Below are 18,639 nucleotides of genomic sequence, written 5' to 3' on the forward strand. Positions count from 1 at the left end.
CGGGCGGGCTCGCGTGCGACGGCGACGGCTTCACCCTCTTCGCCTCGATCCCCACCGGCGGGTCGGCCTTCGCGACGCTCCGCACCCTCCTGGATCGTGAGCCCTACGAGCTCGCCGACCTCGTGGCGCGCGCCCACCGCGACTGGATCCTCGGGGTCGTCGACCTCGACCGCCTCCCCCTGGTGCTGCCGCAGTTCCGCGGCAGCCCGCCGCCGCGCAAGGATGCCGCCGCGCGCGGCGCGATCGCGGGGCTGCAGACCGACACGACCGCCGTCGAACTCGTGCTCGCGTGCTTCCTTGGAATGGTCCGCCAGTTCGCCGAGGTGTGGGAGCTGTTCGACCTCGAGCTCGACCGGGTCAAGGTCATCGGTCCCGCGAGCGCGAATCCGCTGTGGCTGCAGCTCAAGGCCGACTACTTGGGCGTTCCGCTGAGCGTGTCCGGCTTCCCCGAGGTCGTCTCCCGTGGCGCGCAGGCCCTGGCCCATGGCATCCGCTCTCCCTGGAGTGCGTCGGAGCCGCGCGACGTCCCGCCCGACGCCGCCCGCACGACGGAACTGGCGGCGTGGCGCGTGCGCACGGCCGCCCGCTGGGCCCACCTCGCGGAGATGCCCGCATGAGCCGCGCCGCCGGGCGCCCCTCCTTCTTCGAACGAAAGGTGTGGCAATGAGGCTCGTCGCCGGAATCGACTCGTCCACCCAGAGCTGCAAGGTGACCGTCCGTGACCTGGACACGGGACGTCCGGTCCGCGAGGGTTCGGCTCCGCACCCCCCACTGACGATCGTCGACCCCGAGGTGTGGTGGGAGGCGCTGCTGGCGGCGGTCCGCGCCGCCGGAGGCCTCGACGACGTGCTCGCCGTCTCCGTGAGCGGGCAGCAGCACACCCCGATCTTCCTCGACGCGCGGGGCGTGCCCACCGCGCTGTCGCCCCTGTGGAACGACCTCGGATCGCACCCGCACATGGTCGCGCTGAACGCCGAGCTCGGGCGCGACACGTGGATCCGCCGCACCGGTCTGCCGCTGACGCTGTCCGACACGGTCGTGAAGGCCCGCTGGCTGCGGGACGAGCACCCGGATGCCGCCGCCCGCACGGCGGCGATCGCGGTGGTGCACGACTGGCTGACGTGGCGACTGGCCGGACACGGTCCCGGCGCGGGCGACATCGAGGCGCTGGTCACCGACCGCTCCGAGGCCTCCGGCACCGGTTACTGGTCACCCGAGACGGGGGAGTACGAGCGCGATCTCGTGGTCCACGCCCTCGGGCACGACGTCGTGCTGCCGACGGTCCTCGGTCCGCGCGCGACCGCGGGTCGGACCGGACGGGGGCTCCCCGGCATCCCCGAGGGGATCCCGATCGGCGTCGGCAGCGGGGACAACGCCGCCGCGGCCCTCGCCCTCGGGCTCGAGGAGGGGGATGCCGTGCTCAGCCTCGGTACCTCGGGCGTGGTCTACGCGCGAACGGCGCACGCGGTCCACGACTACGCGGGGTACGTCTGCAACTACGCGGATGCCACGGGCGTCCACCTCCCGATCGTGGCGACGCTCAATGCCGCCCGGAACCTGCAGGTCGGCGCCGAGATCCTCGGCTGCACGCACGACGAGCTCGCCGAGCTCGCGCTGTCGGCCGAACCCGGGGCCGACGGTCTGACGCTGCTGCCGTACTTCGAGGGGGAGCGCACGCCCGACCTCCCGCACGCCCGCGGAGCCGTGCTCGGCGCGACGCTGACGAACTTCACGCGCGCGAACCTCGCCCGCGCGATCGTCGAGGGCACGGTGGCGAGCCAAGTCGCGATGCTGGACGCGCTCGACGCCTGCGGCGTGCACGCGCGTCGGCTCCTCGTCATCGGCGGCGCGGCGAAGAACCCCGCCGTGCAGCGGGTGCTCGCCGAGCTCGTCGTCCTGCCGATCCACGTGCCCACCGCCGACGAATACGTGGCCAAGGGGGCAGCGATGCAGGCCGCCGTCGCCCTGACCGGCGAATTCCCCGCGTGGCCCGTGGAGCTCGAGCGCATTCCGGCGGCGGAGCCGGCTCCCCGCATCCGCCGTCAGCACCACGACGCCCAGGTCGCCCTGGGGTACGTCGTCCCCGCGCCCTCCGGCATCACGGCTCCCGCGCCGGTCTGAACCGGGGTTCGCTAGGGTCGAACAGGGACCGCGCACGGTCCTCGCTTCGCTGGGGAGGGTTCGACGGTGACGTCTCGATCGCGCATCCCCGTGGCCGTCGGCATCGATGTCGGCAGCACGAACACGAAGGTCGTCGCGATCGCCGGAGAGGGCGCCGTGGTCGCCCGGGCCAGCAGGCCGACCCGTCGCGCGGGCGGTGACCTCGCCATCGATGCCCGCGCCCTCGTCGCGGCGATCGAGGACATGGTCGTCGAGGTCTGCGGCGGTGGACGCGAGCTGCACGCGCTGTGCGTCGCCGGAATCGGGGAGGACGGTGTCCTCGTCGATCAGGACCTGACGCCGCTCGTCCCGGCGCTGGCGTGGTTCGACCCGCGGCGGCACGAGGTGTTCCGGCACCTGCGCCCCGCGCTCGTCGGCGACGAGACCCTCGACGTCGACACCGACGCGGTCCGCACACTCGTGGGGTGGAGCTGGGCGAGGGCGCAGCCGGGTGCCGATCGCGCGGCGGCGTGGATCGCCCTCACCGATCTGCCGGCCGTGCTGTGGACCGGGCGCCCGTTCCTCAGCGACACCCTGGCTCCGCGCACCGCCGCGTGGCGCAGCCGCGACCGCGCGTGGGATGCCGACCGGGTGTCCCTCGCGCTCGGCGACGCGCGGCTGCTGCCCCCCGTCCTGCGGACCGGCGAGGTCGTCGGGGCGATCCGGTCGCGGCGCCTCCGCGAGGCGGGAGTCCTGGCCCGGGATGCCGTCGCCGTCGTCGGCGGCCACGATCACCCGATCGGGGGGTGGGGCGTGCAGCTCATGGTCCCCGGTGCGGTCCTGGACTCGATGGGTACCGCCGAGGTCGTGGTCGCGCAGACCCGCGTCGCGTGCGCCCGCGGCGACGATCACGTCGACCTGGCTCCCGGCATCCGGTCCGACGGGAGCACGCTGCTGCGTGTCGAGGAACTCGCCCGTAACGTGCAGTGGGCCTCCCGCGACCCCGACGTCGCCCGGGCCATCCGACACCTGCTGATCGGCCGCGCGCAGCCCCTCGAACTGTGGGACTCGGGCTTCTTCGTGCCGGGCGAGCGCGGCGGCGGGGAGCCGAGGTACGCCCCGGACGCCCCGGCGGACCCGCTCGTCCGGGCGTCTGCCGTGCTGGGCGCGCTCGCCGTCGCGGGACGCGACGCGGTCGACGCGGTACGCGGCGACGTGGGCGGGGTCGGTGAGGTGCGCGTCGCGGGAGGCTGGGTGCGGTCGCCCGGATGGATCGCGGTGAAGTCGGCCGTGAACGGGGTTCCCGCGGTCCCGGTGCTCGAGCCCGAGGTCACCGCGGTCGGGGCCGCGCTCCTCGCGGCGACCGCGTGCGGGTGGCATCCGGACCCGATCGACGCCCTCGGCGGGTTCGCGACGGGGATGCTCGGCTGAGCGCGGACGCCCTCGGCGGGTTCGCGACGGGGATGCTCGGCTGAGCGCGGACGCCCTCGGCGGGTTCGCGACGGGGATGCTCGGCTGAGCGCGATCAGCTCGCGGCGACGCTCACCTCGAGCGGGATGACGTCGGTGAGCACCCACGTCTCGTAGTAGTCGAACCGGGTGCCGTCGGCGGCCCACGACAGCGACCGGACGCGCAGCACCGGGTGGTCGACGCCGACCTCGAGGTGCGCCGCGACCTCGGGCGGGGCGGGAAGGGCGTGGATGACGCGCTGCGCGCCGCTGCTGACGAACCCGGCGGCCCGGAGGTGACCGTTGAGCGACGCGGAGCCGTCGAGGACACCCGCCTCGGACTCGATCGTGCGGCCCACCTCGCGCGGGAACCAGTTCGTGCTGAACATGGCCTTCGTGCCGTCGAGGGAACGCACGCGTTCGAGGGCGAACACCTCGGCTCCGTCGGGAGTGCGCAGGGCTTCGGCGACATGGGCGTCGGGGGTCACGTACCCGGCGCGCACCACCTCGGTCGTGATCCCCGTGCGTCCGTGCCGCAGCTGGGACTCGAGGAAGCCCTCCTGCACGGTCCATCCCGCGGTCTGCCCCGGCACGCTCGCGAAGACGCCGCGGCGGGGGATGCGGTGGGCGTACCCCTCGTTCTCGAGCTTCGTGAGGGTCTGGCGCACGGTCGCCCGCGAGAGACCGAACTCGCGGCACAGCTCGAGTTCGCTCGGCAGGCGCTCCTCCTCGGCGATGTCGCCGTGGGTGATGCGCTCGCGCAGGATCTCGAAGAGCTGCTCGTAGTACGGCACGGGGGAGACCCGTTCGATCGTGTGCGCCACGTGATCCTCCTCGTCGTGCGCGTCGTTGCGCGTTCCCGTCGTACGTTTGATTCCGACTGTACAGACGGTGCGGATACCCGACCCGCATCGTCGTCGTCCGGAACCCCCGCCGAACGAGTTTCGATTGACACTGTACATTCTGTACGTACAACACGTACGATACGTGCAGGACCTCGATCCTGCATCCCGAAACGCCACCGGCCCCCAGAGGCTTCTGCACTTCAGAGAGGAAGTACGCATGCGAACTTCACCCATCACCGGACTCGCGCTCCTCGGCGCGGGCGCCCTGCTCCTCGCCGGCTGCTCCGGCGCGGCATCCACCGACTCCGGTGCCGCCGGCGGCGACGCGAACCCCGCCGACACCCCGCTGAGCTACTCGCAGCCGCACACCGACCCCTTCCAGAACGCCGAGAACGTCGGCTCCATGGAGCGCTTCGCCGAGCTCGGCTACGCCACGATCCCGGCGACCAACGCCGACCGCGACGCGGCGCAGCAGATCACCGACATCCAGACGCTCATCAACAAGGGCGCCAAGGGCCTCGTGATCTCCGTCGGCGACGCCGACGCCATCGTCCCGGCCATCGAATACGCCAACGACTCCAGCGTGCCGATCGTCGCGATCGACGAAGCGCCCGCCTCGGGCAAGATCGCCATGATCGTCCGCGCCGACAACGTCAAGATGGGCGAGCTCGCGTGCGAGGAGATGGGCAAGCGCGTCGCCGCGGACGCCGTCGTCATCACCCTCGACGGCGACCCGGTCACCTCCAACGGCCGCGACCGCACCAACGGCTTCAACGACTGCATGAAGCAGAAGTACCCGAACGTCAAGCTCGTCAACGTCGCCACCGAGTGGGACCCGGCGAAGGCAGCGGCCGGCATCGAGACCGCGCTCAACCAGTACGGCAACGTCGCGGGCATCTACAACCAGAGCGACGCGACGTTCTTCCCGACGATCCTCGACACCCTCAAGTCCGCGGGCAAGCTCGTCGCCGCCGGTCAGCCGGGCCACATCGTCCAGGTCTCCGTCGACGCCAGCCCCATGGCCATGACCGCGATCCGGGACGGATGGCTGGATGCCGCTGTCGCACAGCCGATGACCGACTACATCGACTACGGCGTGGACTACCTCACGCGCGCGATCAAGGGCGAGACGTTCAAGACCGGCAACACCGACCACGGCAGCGTCGTCGAGGAGCGCAACGGCAACCTGGTCGACCTGTTGCCCACCCCGGTCGTGACCAAGGACAACGTGGAAGACCCGAACCTGTGGGGCAACAAGCAGTTCGCCCTCGACGCGTTCGGCGCCACCAAGTAATCCGGCCGCACCACGACACCCCCGAGACGGAGACGTCATGACCACCCCATCGACCACCGTGCCCGCCATTCAGATCGACGGCGTCAGCAAGACCTACGGTGCGACGAAGGCGCTTCAGGACGTCTCCGTCTCGATCCTCCCCGGGCAGGTGCACGGGCTGATCGGTCGCAACGGCGCCGGTAAGTCCACGCTGCTGCGCATGATCACGGGCCTGGAGACGCCGGACACCGGAACAGTGAGCTTCTTCGGTGAGGCCGCGCCCCCGGCATCCGATCCGAAGGCCTGGCAGCAGCGGGTCGCCTGCGTCTACCAGCGGCCCTCGGTGTTCGCCAACCTCACGATCGCCGAGAACCTCTTCGCGGGACGCCTGCCCACCTCGGGGGCGCGGGTGTCGTGGAAGAAGATGCAGTCCGAGGCCGAGCGGATCCTCGACGAGTGGAACATCCGCCTCGACCCTCGCATGCTGCTCTCGGACGCCCCGATCGAGGAGCGCCAGATGCTCACGATCGCCAAGGCGCTCGAGGCCGGCACCCGCATCGTGCTGCTCGACGAGCCGACCGTGCAGCTCGAGGGCGCGGCCATCCGACGCCTGTTCGACAAGGTGCAGGAGCTGCAGCAGCAGGGCGTGACGTTCGTGTTCGTCTCGCACTTCCTGCGCGAGGTCACCGCGATCTGCGACTCCGCGACGGTGCTCCGCGACGGCAAGCTGCTGTGGTCGCGCCTGGGCGACGACATCCGGTCCGACGACCTCGTCGAGGCCCTCCTCGCCGGGCAGGAGCAGCGCCGCCACCGTGCCGAGAGCATCGCCCCGGACGAGGATGCCGCGCCCGCGGTGCAGCTCCGATCGGCGAGCGAGAAGGAGGGGGCGTTCACCGACGTCAGCCTCTCGGTCGCGCCCGGCGAGCTCGTCGCGATCGGCGGGGTGGGCGGCTCGGGCAAGTACTCGGTCGGCGAGGCGATCGCGGGGCTCCGCGGCCTGGCGTCCGGCGAGGTCGTGGTCGCCGGTGCCCCCATCCGCACCGGCGACGTCAAGGCCAGCCAGCGCGCCGGCATCGGCTTCGTCCCCGCGGACCGCCACCGCGACGGCTACGTCCCGCAGCTCAGCGTCGCCGAGAACATGACCATGGGAATCATGGACCAGCTCGCCCCGGCGGGCGTGTTCTCGCCGCGGAAGCAGACGGCCCTGTCGCGCGACCTCATCGCCGACGTCGCGCTCGTCCCGCCGGACCCCGCGCTCGCGGTGTCCGGCCTCAGCGGCGGCAACCAGCAGAAGGTCGTGCTCGCCCGCGCCCTGGCCCGCAAGCCCCGCGTGCTCGTGCTGATCTCGCCCACCGCGGGCGTCGACATCGCCGCGAAGGACGCGATCTACGGCCTCATGCTGCGCGCCCTCGCCGACGGCGTCGCCGTCGTCCTCATCTCCGACGACGTCGAGGAACTGCTGGTCAGCTCCCGCGTCCTCATCATGCGCGAGGGCCGGATCTCGGCCGAGCTCGCCGACCCCACCGAAGAAGACATCGTTCGAGCCATCGAAGGCCTGGAGTGAACATCGTGCGTACCACCGTCGTCCGAACCCCCGCCCCCGCGACCAACCCCGTGATGCGCACGGTCGTGAAGAACGTGCGCGAGCTGAGCGTCCTGCCGGGCCTCATCATCGTCGCCATCGTCGGCGCGGTGGTCAGCCCCGCGTTCCTCTCGGCCGCGAACCTGACGCTGATCCTGCGGCAGTCCGCGGAGCTCGGCATCGTCGTGATCGGCCTGACCTTCATCCTCATCACGGGAAAGCTCGACATCTCGCTCGAATCCACCGTGGGCCTGGCCCCGATGGTCGCCGCATGGCTCATGGTGCCGGCGGCGATGGGCGGTCTCGGCTCCGAGGTCGGCCCCGGCGTCGCGATCCTGGTGACCCTCGCGATCGGCGTCGTCATCGGGTTGATCAATGGGTTCCTCGTCGTGAAGGTCAAGCTCGATCCGTTCATCGTCACCTTGGCGATGCTGATCCTGCTCCGCGGCATCACGCTCGGCGTGAGCCAGGGCAAGACCCTCGCCGGTCTCCCCGAGGCGTTCCGTTACGTCGGCTCGGCCCGCTGGGCCGGCATCCCCGCCGCGATCTGGATCACCGGCATCCTGTTCCTCGTCGCCGGGCTCGTCCTCCGCTACACCGCCTGGGGTCGTGCGCTCTACGCGATCGGCGGAAACGCGGACGCGGCGCGGGCCGCCGGCATCCGAGTGGATGCCGTGCTCATCACCGCTTTCGTCGTGGCCAGCGCCCTCGCCGCCTTCGCCGGCATGATGCTCGCCGGCCGCCTCGCCTCGGTCACCAGCGGCATGGGCGACAACCTCATCTTCAGCGCGCTCGCCGCCGCGGTCATCGGCGGCGTGCAGCTCAACGGCGGGCAGGGGCGCATCGTCGGCGCGCTCATGGGCGTGCTCCTGCTGGGTACCCTGACCAACGTGCTGACGCTCGCGGGCGTCCCCACCTTCTGGATCAACGCGGTGTACGGCGCGGTCATCCTCCTCGCGCTGCTCGTCGGCCGCTGGGGCGGCCGCACCAGCACCCGCTGACCCGGCAGACGAAAGAAAGGACCGCTCATGTCGGAATTTCAGGAGATCAGCTCGACCGTCGTCGCGGAACTCGGGGAGGTGTTCCGCCGCGTCCCCGAGGAGAACATCGAGGCCGCCCTCGACGCCCTCGAGAAGCACCCGCGCATCTTCGTGCTCGGCATCGGCCGCGAGGGCCTCGGGTCGAAGGCGTTCGCGATGCGCCTGACCCACTTCGGCAAGACCGTGCACTGGGGCTGGGACGACACCACGCCCGCCGTCACCGCCGACGACCTGTTCATCATGCCGTCGGGTCCCGCGAACATCCCGCACCTGCACTACATCGCCGAGCAGGTCAAGAAGACCGGCGCGACGCTGATGGTGGCCACGGCCGTCCCGGACGGTCCCACCGCGCAGCTCGCCGACATCGTGCTGACCGTCCCCGCGCACACCTACGGCGCCGACGACCCGAGCGGCCTCGTGCCGACGATCCAGGCCATGGGGAGCCTCTTCGAGCAGTCGCTCTGGATCTTCTGGGACGTGCTGTACCTCATGCTCGTGCGCCGCACCGGCGCGAAGTTCGAGGACCTCGTGGCTCGGCACCGCAACTTCGAGTAAGGGAGGGTCGGGGCCGGCGCCGGGTTCGGGCCCGGTGCCGGCGCGGATTCGCTTCCTCGAGACTGCATCGGCGTGACAAAACCCCCGCAGGCCGCGCCGGGTTTGTCAGCCTGGTGCAGTCTCGGCGTCCGCGGAGGCCTTCGCGCCTCGCACCGCGCGGGCGCGCGCACGCCGAGGGGGGTGCGCGCCGCTACTGTGAGGGACCATGAGTGGCGACGGCGGGGTGAAGCGCATCGGCATGCGCGACGTCGCCGATGCCGCGGGCGTCTCGACGCAGACCGTGTCCCGCGTGCTGAACGACTATCCCGGCATCCGGGATGCCACCCGCGAACGCGTCCTCGCGGCGGTCGCCGCGCTGGACTACCGGGTCAACAACGCCGCGCGCGCCCTCGGCACGAGCCTCACTCGGACCGTCGGGGTCGTTGCATCCGATGCCGTCCTCCACGGTCCGTCGGCGGGGATCGCGGCGCTCGAACGGGCCGCGCGGGCGCGCGGTCGGTGGATCTCGACCGCGTACACCGACTCGGACGACCCGGCCGACATCGACGCGGCCGTGCGCCACCTGCTCGACCAGGGGGTCGACGGGATCGTGCTCGTCGCCGCTCACGGAGCCACTCCTCTCGAGGGATACGACGTGCCGCTCGTCCCGCTGTACGGCGAGTCGGGGATCCGCCAGCGGGACGCGGCCGCCCTCGTCGTGGATCATCTCGCCGACCTCGGACATCGCCGCATCGTCGAGGTCGCCGGCCCCGCGGATTGGCGCGAAGCCCTCGCCCGCACGGCCGGTGTCGCGGATGCCGTGGCCCGTCGCGGACTCGCGCGGGAGGGGCGCGTCGAGGGGGACTGGAGCGCCGGTTCCGGCGCGGCCGTCGCCGACGCGGTCGCCGCGCACGTGCGCGCGGGCGCCACCGCGGTGGCCGTGGCCAACGACCAGATGGCGCTCGGGCTCATGGCGGGGCTCGCCGCGCGCGGGCTCGCGGTTCCGGCCGACGTCTCGGTCGCCGGCTTCGACGACAACCCGGATGCCGCGTTCTACACGCCCGCGCTCACCACGGTGCGCCTCGACGTCGAGGGCGAAGCCGCGGAGGCCGTTGCGCGGGTGCTGGGCGATGAGCCGACGCTCCCCGCCGATCCCGTGCTGGTGAAGCGCGCCTCGACCGCCGCGCCGCGCTGACGCCCGGTGCCCCCGTCTGCGGCGGGCACAACTCCGGTGATCCGGGCCGGTCGCGGAGGATGTGGCATCCGCGGCTCGGTTCTGCGGGAGTTGTGCCGGGGCGGTAACGCGGGCCGGGATCGGCCACGCGCCGAGCGAAACTCCGGAGATTCCGCGCCGGGCGGCGGCGTGCCCCGCGGAAAACCGGGCACCGGTCGGCCCGCCCTCCCGAATCTCAGGAGTTCGGCCCGCGCACGGCTCCGAGGCAGTGGCATCCGCCCCTCGCGAACGCGGGATGTTACCGGTAACATGGCTCGGGAACCCGCCACCGACAGAGTCGAAGGAGACCCCGCGTGTCCGATGCCGTCACGTTCACGCCCGAGGTGCAGGAGGCGATCGACGCCGTCCGCGCCGACGTCGCGAAACTGCACGCCGAGCTCGTGCGCTACAACCTGATCGTCTGGACCGGCGGCAACGTCTCGGGCCGCGTCCCCGGGGCCGACCTGTTCGTCATCAAGCCCTCGGGCGTCTCGTACGACGACCTGGCGCCCGAGAACATGATCCTGTGCGACCTCGACGGCAATGCGATCCCCGGCACCCCCGGCTCCGAGCGCAGCCCCTCCAGCGACACCGCGGCGCACGCGTACGTGTACCGCCACATGCCCGAGGTCGGCGGCGTCGTGCACACCCACTCCACGTACGGCGTCGCGTGGGCGGCCCGCGGCGAGGAGATCCCGTGCGTCATCACGGCGATGGCCGACGAGTTCGGCGGCCCCATCCCCGTCGGCCCGTTCGCGATCATCGGCGACGACTCGATCGGCCGCGGCATCGTCGAGACCCTGCGCGGACACCGCTCGCGCGGCGTGATCATGCAGAACCACGGTCCCTTCACGATCGGCGCGAGCGCGAAGGATGCCGTGAAGGCCGCCGTCATGCTCGAAGACGTCGCCCGCACCGTGCACATCGCGCGCGAGGGCGGCCCCCTCATCCCGATCCCGCAGGACAAGATCGACGCCCTCTACAACCGCTACCAGAACGTCTACGGACAGAGCACGGACGACCGCCGATGAACGCGCTGATCACGGAAGGCCGCGCCTCGCTCGGCATCGAACTCGGTTCCACCCGCATCAAGGCGTGCCTCATCGGCCCGAACGCCGAGGTGCTCGCGGTCGGGTCCCACGAGTGGGAGAACGTCTACGCCGACAAGCTGTGGACCTACTCGCTGGATGCCGTGTGGTCGGGCCTGCAGGCCGCCTATGCCGCGCTCGTCGCCGACGTGCAGCAGAAGCACGGCGTCACCCCCGAGCGGTACGCCGCGATGGGCGTGTCGGCGATGATGCACGGCTACCTCGCGTTCGACGCCGACGGGGAGCTGCTCGCCCCCTTCCGCACGTGGCGCAACACCAACACCGGCGTCGCGGCCGCCGAGCTCACCGAGCTCCTGGGCGTGAACATCCCGCTGCGCTGGTCGATCGCGCACCTGCACCAGGCGGTCGTGGATGCCGAGCCCCACGTGCCCGAGATCCGCTTCCTCACCACGCTGGCCGGGTACGTCCACTGGAAGCTCACCGGTGAGAAGGTGCTCGGCGTCGGCGACGCCTCGGGCATGTTCCCGATCGACTCCGCGACACGCGACTACGACGCCGAGCTGGTCGCGCGCTACGACGGCCTCGCCGCCGGACGCGTCCCCGCGCTCGCCGACCTGCTGCCCGAGGTGCTCGTGGCGGGGGCCGCGGCCGGCGAGCTGACCGAGGCCGGCGCAGCCCTGCTCGACCCGACGGGCACCCTGCGTCCCGGCATCCCGTTCGCCCCGCCCGAGGGCGACGCCGGAACCGGAATGGTCGCCACGGGCGCGGTCGCGCCGCGCACGGGGAACGTCAGCGCCGGCACGAGCATCTTCGCGATGGTCGTGCTCGAGCGTCCGCTCGGCGAGGTGCACCACGAACTCGACCTCGTGACGACTCCGTCGGGCGACGCCGTGGCGATGGTGCACTGCAACAACGGCGCGAGCGAGCTGGCGGCGTGGGCGAACATGTTCACCGCGTTCTCGGCCGCCGCCGGCGTGACGCAGACCCCGGATGCCACGTACGCGGCGCTCTTCGCCGCGGCGCTGGAGGGTGAGGCCGACGCCGGCGGGCTGCTGGCGTACAACCACCTCGCCGGGGAGCCGATCGCGGGACTCGACGAGGGACGGCCGCTCGTCGTCCGCACGCCCGACAGCCGCCTGACGCTGCCGAACTTCATGCGCGCGCAGCTGTACGGCGTCTTCGGGACGCTCGCGCTCGGCATGGACGTCCTCCACCGCGAGGGCGTCGGCCTCGACAAGATGTACGCGCACGGCGGCATGTTCCGCACCGCGGGGGTCGCGCAGCGCTTCCTCGCGGCGGCGCTCGACGCGCCCGTCGCCGTCGCCGAGACGGCATCCGAGGGCGGCGCGTGGGGCATGGCCGTGCTCGCGGCGTATGTCGCCGACGGCGCCGGCCGCGAGCTCGACACCTACCTCGCCGAGGTGGTCTTCGCCGACGCCCCGATCACCACCGCCGACCCCGACCCGGCGGACGTCGCCGGATTCTCGGCCTACCTCGACCGTTACCGCGCGGGCCTCGCCGTCGAGGCCGCCGCTGTGGCATCCCTCTGAACACTCGAAAAGGAACAGTCATGACCCGCACGAAGCTCAAGAACGACCTCGACGGCTACGAGGTCTGGTTCGTCACCGGCAGCCAGAACCTCTACGGCGAGGAGACCCTGAAGCAGGTCGCCGAGCAGTCGCAGGCCGTCGTCGAAGGCCTCGCCGGCCTGCCGGTGAAGGTCGTCTGGAAGCCCGTGCTGAAGGATTCCGACAGCATCCGCCGCATGGCCCTCGAGGTCAACGGCCGCGACGACGTGATCGGCGTCATCGCGTGGATGCACACCTTCAGCCCCGCGAAGATGTGGATCGCCGGCCTCGACGCGCTGCAGAAGCCGCTGCTGCACCTGCACACGCAGGCCAACGTCGAGCTGCCGTGGAACGACATCGACTTCGACTTCATGAACCTCAACCAGGCTGCGCACGGCGACCGCGAGTTCGGGTACATCCAGACGCGCCTGGGCGTCGCGCGCAAGACCGTCGTCGGTCACGTGTCGAACCCCGCCGTCCGCCAGCAGATCGAGGACTGGGAGCGCGCCGCCGCCGGCTGGACCGCCGCCCGTACCCTCAAGCTCGCGCGCTTCGGCGACAACATGCGCTTCGTCGCCGTCACCGAGGGCGACAAGACCGAGGCCGAGCTGCGCTTCGGCGTGCAGGTCAACACGTGGGGCGTCAACGAGCTCGTCGAGGCCGTCGAGCAGGCGGCGGATGCCGACATCGACGCGCTCGTGCAGGAGTACATCGACAGCTACGACGTCGTCGACGAGCTGCTTCCCGGCGGCGCTCGGCACCAGTCGCTCCGCGACGGTGCGGCGATCGAGCTGGGTCTGCGCTCGTTCCTCGAGGAGGGCGGCTTCGGCGCCTTCACGACGTCGTTCGAAGACCTCGGCGCGCTGAAGCAGCTCCCCGGTCTCGCGGTGCAGCGCCTCATGGCCGAGGGCTACGGCTTCGGTGCCGAGGGCGACTGGAAGACGGCGATCCTCGTCCGCGTCGCGAACGTCATGGGTGCGGGCCTCCCCGGCGGCGCCTCGCTCATGGAGGACTACACGTACGACCTCGTCCCCGGCAACGAGCGCATCCTCGGCGCCCACATGCTCGAGGTCTCGCCGTCGCTGACGACGAAGAAGCCGCGCCTGGAGATCCACGAGCTCGGCATCGGCGGCAAGGAAGACCCGGTGCGCCTGGTCTTCACCGCCGATCCCGGCCCCGCCCTCGTCGTGGCGCTGAGCGACATGCGCGACCGCTTCCGCCTCACCGCGAACGTGGTGGAGAACGTCGAGGCCCCCGACCTGCCGAAGCTCCCCGTCGGCCGCGCCGTGTGGAAGCCGGCGCCGGACTTCGCGACCTCGGCCGCATGCTGGCTCGCCGCCGGTGCCGCCCACCACACCGTCATGACGACGGCGGTGGGCATCGAGGTGTTCCGCGACTTCGCCGAGATCGCCAAGACCGAGCTCGTCGTCATCGACGAGGACACCACGGTCCGCGGCTTCCAGAGCGAACTGCGCTGGAACCAGGCGTACTACCGCCTGGCCCAGGGCATCTGATCCCCGCCGCCCCGGGCTGCCCTTCGCCGGCCCCGGGGCGGTGCGGCACGTACGCGTCCCGTTCGGGGCGCGTCCCGTGCTCCGGTTCTCCGGCGCACGAACCGTGCCCCGGATCCGCGTCGGTGGTGGGACGCCTGCGGATCCGGGGCATTCGTGCGTCTCGGGGCTGGCGCCGCGGCGGTCGGTCGGTGCGCGTGTCCCACTATGTGCGGATCTGGGGGCGGGGCCTCGCACGAAGTGGGACATGGATGCCGCCGGGGCAGTGCTGCGGCGGTGCGGCGGTGCGCGTGTCCCGCTATGTGCGGTTTCGGGGGCGCAACGTTGCACGAAGTGGGACATGGATGCCGTGGCATCCGTGATCTCGTCCCACTTGTGGTGGGGCGTGTCCCGAAATGTGCGGCCTGAGGCTGCCGCAGACGGCAATAAGTGGGACATGGGTGCCGCCGGGGCGGTGCTGCGGCGGTCGGCTGGGGGCGCGTGTCCCAGGTTGTGCGGTTTCGGGGGCGCGGTATCGCACGAAGTGGGACATGGATGCCGTGGCATCCGTGACCTCGTCCCACTTGTGACGGGGCGTGTCCCGAAATGTGCGGCCTGCGGCTGCCGCAGACGGCAATAAATGGGACATGGATGCCGCCCGCGCGGTGCTGCGGCGGTGCGGCGGTGCGCGTGTCCCGCTATTTGCGGTTTCGGGGGCGCAACACCGCACGAAGTGGGACATGGATGCCGTTGCTGCGGTGCTGCGGCGGTGCGCGTGTCCCGCTATGTGCGGTTTCGGGGGCGCAACACCGCACGAAGTGGGACATGGATGCCGCGGGTGCGGCGGTGCGGCGGTGCGGCGGTGGGCATGTCCCAGGATGTGCGGGTTTGGGGGTGCAACGTCGCACGAAGTGGGACATGGATGCCGCGGGAGCGGCGGGACCTCAGCGGGGGTGGACCGTGCCGTGCCAATACGCGGCGATCTCGCTGCCCTCGCGGATGATCGCATCGGCTCGCGGGTCGTCGTCGGGCCACAGGCACAGCTCGTAGCGGTCCGGTGCCGGCTCGCCCTCGAGTACGGTGTCGACCTCGTCCGCCGCCTGCATCGCCGTCGCCGACCACCGCGCCCGGTAGCTGTGGAGCGGGAACGAGATCTCCTCTCCGTCGTCGAACGCGGCGAACCTCAGGACGGATTCGGTCGGACGGAAGGAGACCTCCACGATGTCCTCCGCGTCGCCGAGGGGCGGCGGGGCATCGACGATGACGACCCGCACGGGCACGGCACCGGTGTGAAGGCCGGTGCGCATGCTCAGGATGCCGGGGAGCGCGGCGCCGCAGAGTCCGTTCGTCTGACCGACGAAGGGGTCGAGGTCTACGAGCTCGTCGATTCGCCCCCAGGGGTGAAGCCAGATGAAGCCGTAGTGCACGTGCATCGGCCGGTCGAAGATCACGGTCTCCACGGCTCCTCCTCCTGTGGTCGGTTACAGCCGCTGTCCCAGCGACCACAGGCGGTCGGCGCGACCGGAGATCGCCTCCGACAGCGTGAACGCCTGGGCGTCGGTGAGGGATGCCACGTAGTCCACGATTCCGCGAGAGCGCGCGAGCGTCTCGGCTTCGGCATCCGTGGGTCGACGGTCGGCGGGAAGCGCGGCGTACTGCTCTTGAGCGAGCGCGATGAGTTCGCGCAGTCGGCGCGGGGTGCGCGCGCGATCGAGGTCGTCGTCGAGCCACTCGCCGAGCGCCCGGACGGAGCGCGCGAGGATGCGACTCATGCCGCGCTGCTGGATCGCCAGGTCGGGGCGGCTCAGGACGAACCGCTTGTGCACGAATTTCAGCACCTCGACGTGGTGCCACGCCGACGGCGACAGGGCGACCGGTCCCGACCGCGGGGTGTCCAGCGGCCGGAGCTGTGCCGACTCCTGGAACCGGCGGATCCACCGGTCGGTGAAAGAGGCCAGACGTCGCTCGGCCGTCAGCGACCCGTCGAACGGCCGGGCGAGCAGGTCGGTGACGAGTTCGGCATCCACGTCGCTGACCGCGGCGAGGAACGCCTCGTCGTCCGCGACCCAGGGGTCATCGCGACGCATCTTGCGGCGCAGGCGTTCGAGTGCGGCACCGGGGACGAGCTCGGCCCGCACCTCCGCATCGTCGCGCGATCGCCACTCGAGGACGTCGTCGAGCCACCCGCGGAACTCCGCCGCGATCGGGGCGTGGTCGAGAATCCCGGCGCGGTAGAAGTCGTCGACGTCGTGCACCGAGTACGCGATGTCGTCCGCGAGGTCCATGACGGCGCCCTCGATCGTCTGGCGGAGGGGCTCGGCATCCATCCCCTCCCGCGCGTGGTCGAGGTCGTCGACGTCGAGGTCGTACACCGAGTACTTGTGCACCCGGTACGCGCCGTCCGGAGCGCGACGGATGCCACGGGGCGGGCCGATCCGCTCGATCTCGGCCGCGGACACCGACGGCGACCAGGGGTATTTCGCCGACGCGGCGCGCACCGCGGCGGTGAGGTTCAGCCCGCGCGGCGCGTTTTCGACGACGTCGAGGGCGGTGAGGATGCGGTACGTCTGGGCGTTCCCCTCGAAGCCGTCGGGGAGGCCCAGCTCGGTGCGGGCGAGGCGGTCGAGCGTCGTCTCGCCGAGGTGCCCGAACGGCGGGTGGCCGAGGTCGTGGGCGTACGCCGCCGCCTCGACGACGGTGGGGTTGCACACGTCGTGCCCGGCTCGGGTGTTCAGCTGCAGCGCGACGACGCGCGCGATCGCGCTGACCTTGAGCGAGTGCGTGAGGCGGTTGTGTACCGGCGCGCCGGAGATCGACGGCGACACAACCTGCGTGACGGCCGAGAGGCGCGAGAAGTACGGCGAGAACTGAATGCGCTCCAGGTCGATCGACCACGGGTCGGCGCCCTCGGTCTCGCGTTCGTCGTACACGCGTGAGGCGGTGGGGAGCGTCATCCGTCCACGGTATCCGGCCAAGGTCCGCTCGCGGCGCGTGGTCTCGGTCGAGTGTCCAAGACACGCCGTTCCGGCCCGGCAGCCAGCGGCGTGTCTTGGACACTCAACGGGAGGAACCCCGGGGTCAGCCCCGGCGCACCTCGACCCCGACCACCCGCGCATCGTCGGGACGCAGCTCGTACGTCGCACCCGTGAGCCGCACGGGCGCGGCCTCGTCGATGTCGGCGCACGACGGGCCGACGCGCAGCTCGACCTCGCCGGGTTCGACGACGCGGCGGAGGGTCCGGTCGCTGTACGCCAGACGGGATGCCGGGATCGTGAACCGCACCTCCGCGGTCTCGCCCGGCTCCAGCTCCACGCGGGCGTAGGCGACCAACTGCGCGACGGGCCGGGTCACGCTCGCCACCGCGCGGTGCGCGTACAGCTGCACGACGTCGGCTCCGCGGACCGATCCCGTATTGGTCACGCGCACCGACGCCGCGAAGGCATCGCCCGCGCGCACCTCGGCATCGACGGCGAGTCCCTCGCGGACGAACGTCGTGTACGACAGCCCGAACCCGAACGGGCGCACGGGCGTCGGATCGGTGCTCGTGACCTCGCTCCGGCCGCCGAGGATCGGGTGCAGGTACGAGTACGGCTGCGCACCGGCCGACCGGGGGAGCGAGACGGGCAGGCGCCCCGAGGGCGTGGCATCCCCGGCCAGGAGCGCGGCCAGCGCGGGCCCGCCCTCCTCGCCCGGGAAGAACGCCTGCACCACGGCAGCCGGACCGGAGGCGGAGTCGAGCGCCCACCCGATCGCGTACGGACGTCCGGTGAGCAGCACCATCACGACGGGGGTGCCCGTGGCGACGATCTCCTCGACGAGACGGCGCTGCAGGCCGGGCAGCTCGAGGGAATCCGCGTCGTTGCCCTCGCCGACTGTGCCGCGGCCGAAGAGTCCCGCGCGGTCGCCCACGACGACCACGGCCACATCCGCGGACCGCGCGAGTTCGACCGCGGCGGGGATGCCGTCGGCATCCGTCCCCTCGACCGAGACCCCCTCGGCCTGTACGACGTCGCCGAACCGCGCCGCGAGCGCCTCGCGCACCGTCGGGATGTCGAAGCCCATCGGCGTGCCGGGGTGGTGCGCGAGCACGTGGTTCGCGAACGAATAGCAGCCCATCAGGGCCTCGGCGCTGTCGCCGTTCGGGCCGATTACGGCGATCCGTCCGGGCGCGGCCGCGAGCGGCAGTACTCCGTCGTTGCGCAGCAGCACGGCGCTCTTGATCGCGAGCCGGTACGCCAGCGCGCGGTGCTCGGCGTCGTCGAGGTCGACCGTCTGCGGGGGCGTGGAGAAGTCGGCATCCAGGAGTCCCAGGTCCTCCTTCTCGGCGAGCAGCCGCGCGACGGCCCGGTCGATCAGGGTTTCGGAGAGATCCCCGGATGCCACCCGCTCGGCCAGATGCGGATACGCGTCGGCGCCGGGGAGCTCGACGTCGATTCCCGCCTCGAGTGCGATCTGCGCGGCCTCGCCGGGGGTCGCGGCGAGGCCGTGCATCGAGCG

General features: G+C 71.7%; 15 protein-coding genes. 11 read left to right on the forward strand and 4 right to left on the reverse strand.

Features of this window, described 5'->3' with window-relative positions:
• From I5G_RS11705 to I5G_RS11720, 3 genes are all read left to right on the forward strand, one after another.
• The coding region (locus I5G_RS11705; RefSeq protein WP_022879220.1) for an FGGY-family carbohydrate kinase at positions 1-617 on the forward strand (617 nt) is incomplete at its 5' end.
• A gap of 46 nt (positions 618-663) precedes the next feature.
• On the forward strand, positions 664-2,121 hold the full coding sequence (locus I5G_RS22130; RefSeq protein WP_022879221.1) for an FGGY family carbohydrate kinase: 1,458 nt from the start codon (positions 664-666) through the stop codon (positions 2,119-2,121).
• Between the two features lie 66 nt (positions 2,122-2,187).
• Positions 2,188-3,531 carry an L-fuculokinase gene (locus I5G_RS11720; RefSeq protein ID WP_083896631.1) on the forward strand — a complete coding sequence of 448 codons (1,344 nt, stop codon included), beginning with the start codon at positions 2,188-2,190 and terminating at the stop codon, positions 3,529-3,531.
• Between the two features lie 94 nt (positions 3,532-3,625).
• Here the strand turns inward: I5G_RS11720 and I5G_RS11725 are convergent, their stop codons facing one another.
• A complete protein-coding gene (locus I5G_RS11725; RefSeq protein ID WP_022879223.1) occupies positions 3,626-4,372 on the reverse strand; it encodes a GntR family transcriptional regulator in 747 nt (248 codons plus the stop codon).
• Positions 4,373-4,610: 238 nt separating this feature from the next.
• Here I5G_RS11725 and I5G_RS22135 point away from each other — a divergent pair, with 238 nt between their 5' ends.
• The 8 genes from I5G_RS22135 (at position 4,611) to araA (ending at position 14,166) form a co-directional block, all read left to right on the forward strand.
• On the forward strand, positions 4,611-5,687 hold the full coding sequence (locus I5G_RS22135; protein ID WP_022879224.1) for a sugar ABC transporter substrate-binding protein: 1,077 nt from the start codon (positions 4,611-4,613) through the stop codon (positions 5,685-5,687).
• A gap of 37 nt (positions 5,688-5,724) precedes the next feature.
• Positions 5,725-7,230 (forward strand): sugar ABC transporter ATP-binding protein, encoded by a 1,506-nt coding sequence (locus I5G_RS11735; protein ID WP_022879225.1) that lies wholly within the window; start codon positions 5,725-5,727, stop codon positions 7,228-7,230.
• Between the two features lie 5 nt (positions 7,231-7,235).
• Positions 7,236-8,249, forward strand: a complete 1,014-nt coding sequence (locus tag I5G_RS11740) for an ABC transporter permease (RefSeq protein WP_204365559.1) — start codon at positions 7,236-7,238, stop codon at positions 8,247-8,249.
• Positions 8,250-8,276: 27 nt separating this feature from the next.
• Complete coding sequence (locus I5G_RS11745) at positions 8,277-8,843, forward strand: SIS domain-containing protein (RefSeq protein ID WP_022879227.1); 567 nt, start codon at positions 8,277-8,279, stop codon at positions 8,841-8,843.
• A gap of 205 nt (positions 8,844-9,048) precedes the next feature.
• Positions 9,049-10,017: a LacI family DNA-binding transcriptional regulator gene (locus I5G_RS11750; protein ID WP_022879228.1), complete on the forward strand. Its 969-nt coding sequence runs from the start codon at positions 9,049-9,051 to the stop codon at positions 10,015-10,017.
• A gap of 332 nt (positions 10,018-10,349) precedes the next feature.
• Positions 10,350-11,066 carry an L-ribulose-5-phosphate 4-epimerase gene (locus tag I5G_RS11755; protein ID WP_022879229.1) on the forward strand — a complete coding sequence of 239 codons (717 nt, stop codon included), beginning with the start codon at positions 10,350-10,352 and terminating at the stop codon, positions 11,064-11,066.
• Positions 11,063-12,634: a xylulokinase gene (locus I5G_RS11760; protein ID WP_022879230.1), complete on the forward strand. Its 1,572-nt coding sequence runs from the start codon at positions 11,063-11,065 to the stop codon at positions 12,632-12,634. The genes I5G_RS11755 and I5G_RS11760 overlap by 4 nt, the downstream gene beginning before the upstream one ends.
• 20 nt (positions 12,635-12,654) lie before the next feature.
• Positions 12,655-14,166: an L-arabinose isomerase gene (araA, locus tag I5G_RS11765; protein WP_022879231.1), complete on the forward strand. Its 1,512-nt coding sequence runs from the start codon at positions 12,655-12,657 to the stop codon at positions 14,164-14,166.
• 920 nt (positions 14,167-15,086) lie between these two features.
• On the opposite strand, the gene I5G_RS22140 is transcribed toward araA, so the two are convergent.
• From I5G_RS22140 to I5G_RS22145, 3 genes are all read right to left on the reverse strand, one after another.
• Positions 15,087-15,602 carry a hypothetical protein gene (locus I5G_RS22140; RefSeq protein ID WP_022879232.1) on the reverse strand — a complete coding sequence of 172 codons (516 nt, stop codon included), beginning with the start codon at positions 15,600-15,602 and terminating at the stop codon, positions 15,087-15,089.
• 21 nt (positions 15,603-15,623) lie between these two features.
• Positions 15,624-17,096, reverse strand: coding sequence for a deoxyguanosinetriphosphate triphosphohydrolase family protein (locus tag I5G_RS11775; protein ID WP_022879233.1), 1,473 nt, complete (start codon positions 17,094-17,096; stop codon positions 15,624-15,626).
• A 124-nt stretch (positions 17,097-17,220) separates the two neighbouring features.
• On the reverse strand, positions 17,221-18,639 hold a 1,419-nt coding region (locus I5G_RS22145), incomplete at its 5' end, for a glycoside hydrolase family 3 C-terminal domain-containing protein (RefSeq protein ID WP_036327865.1).

It is taken from the genome of Microbacterium sp. B19 (assembly GCF_000333395.1).
Classification (GTDB): domain Bacteria; phylum Actinomycetota; class Actinomycetes; order Actinomycetales; family Microbacteriaceae; genus Microbacterium.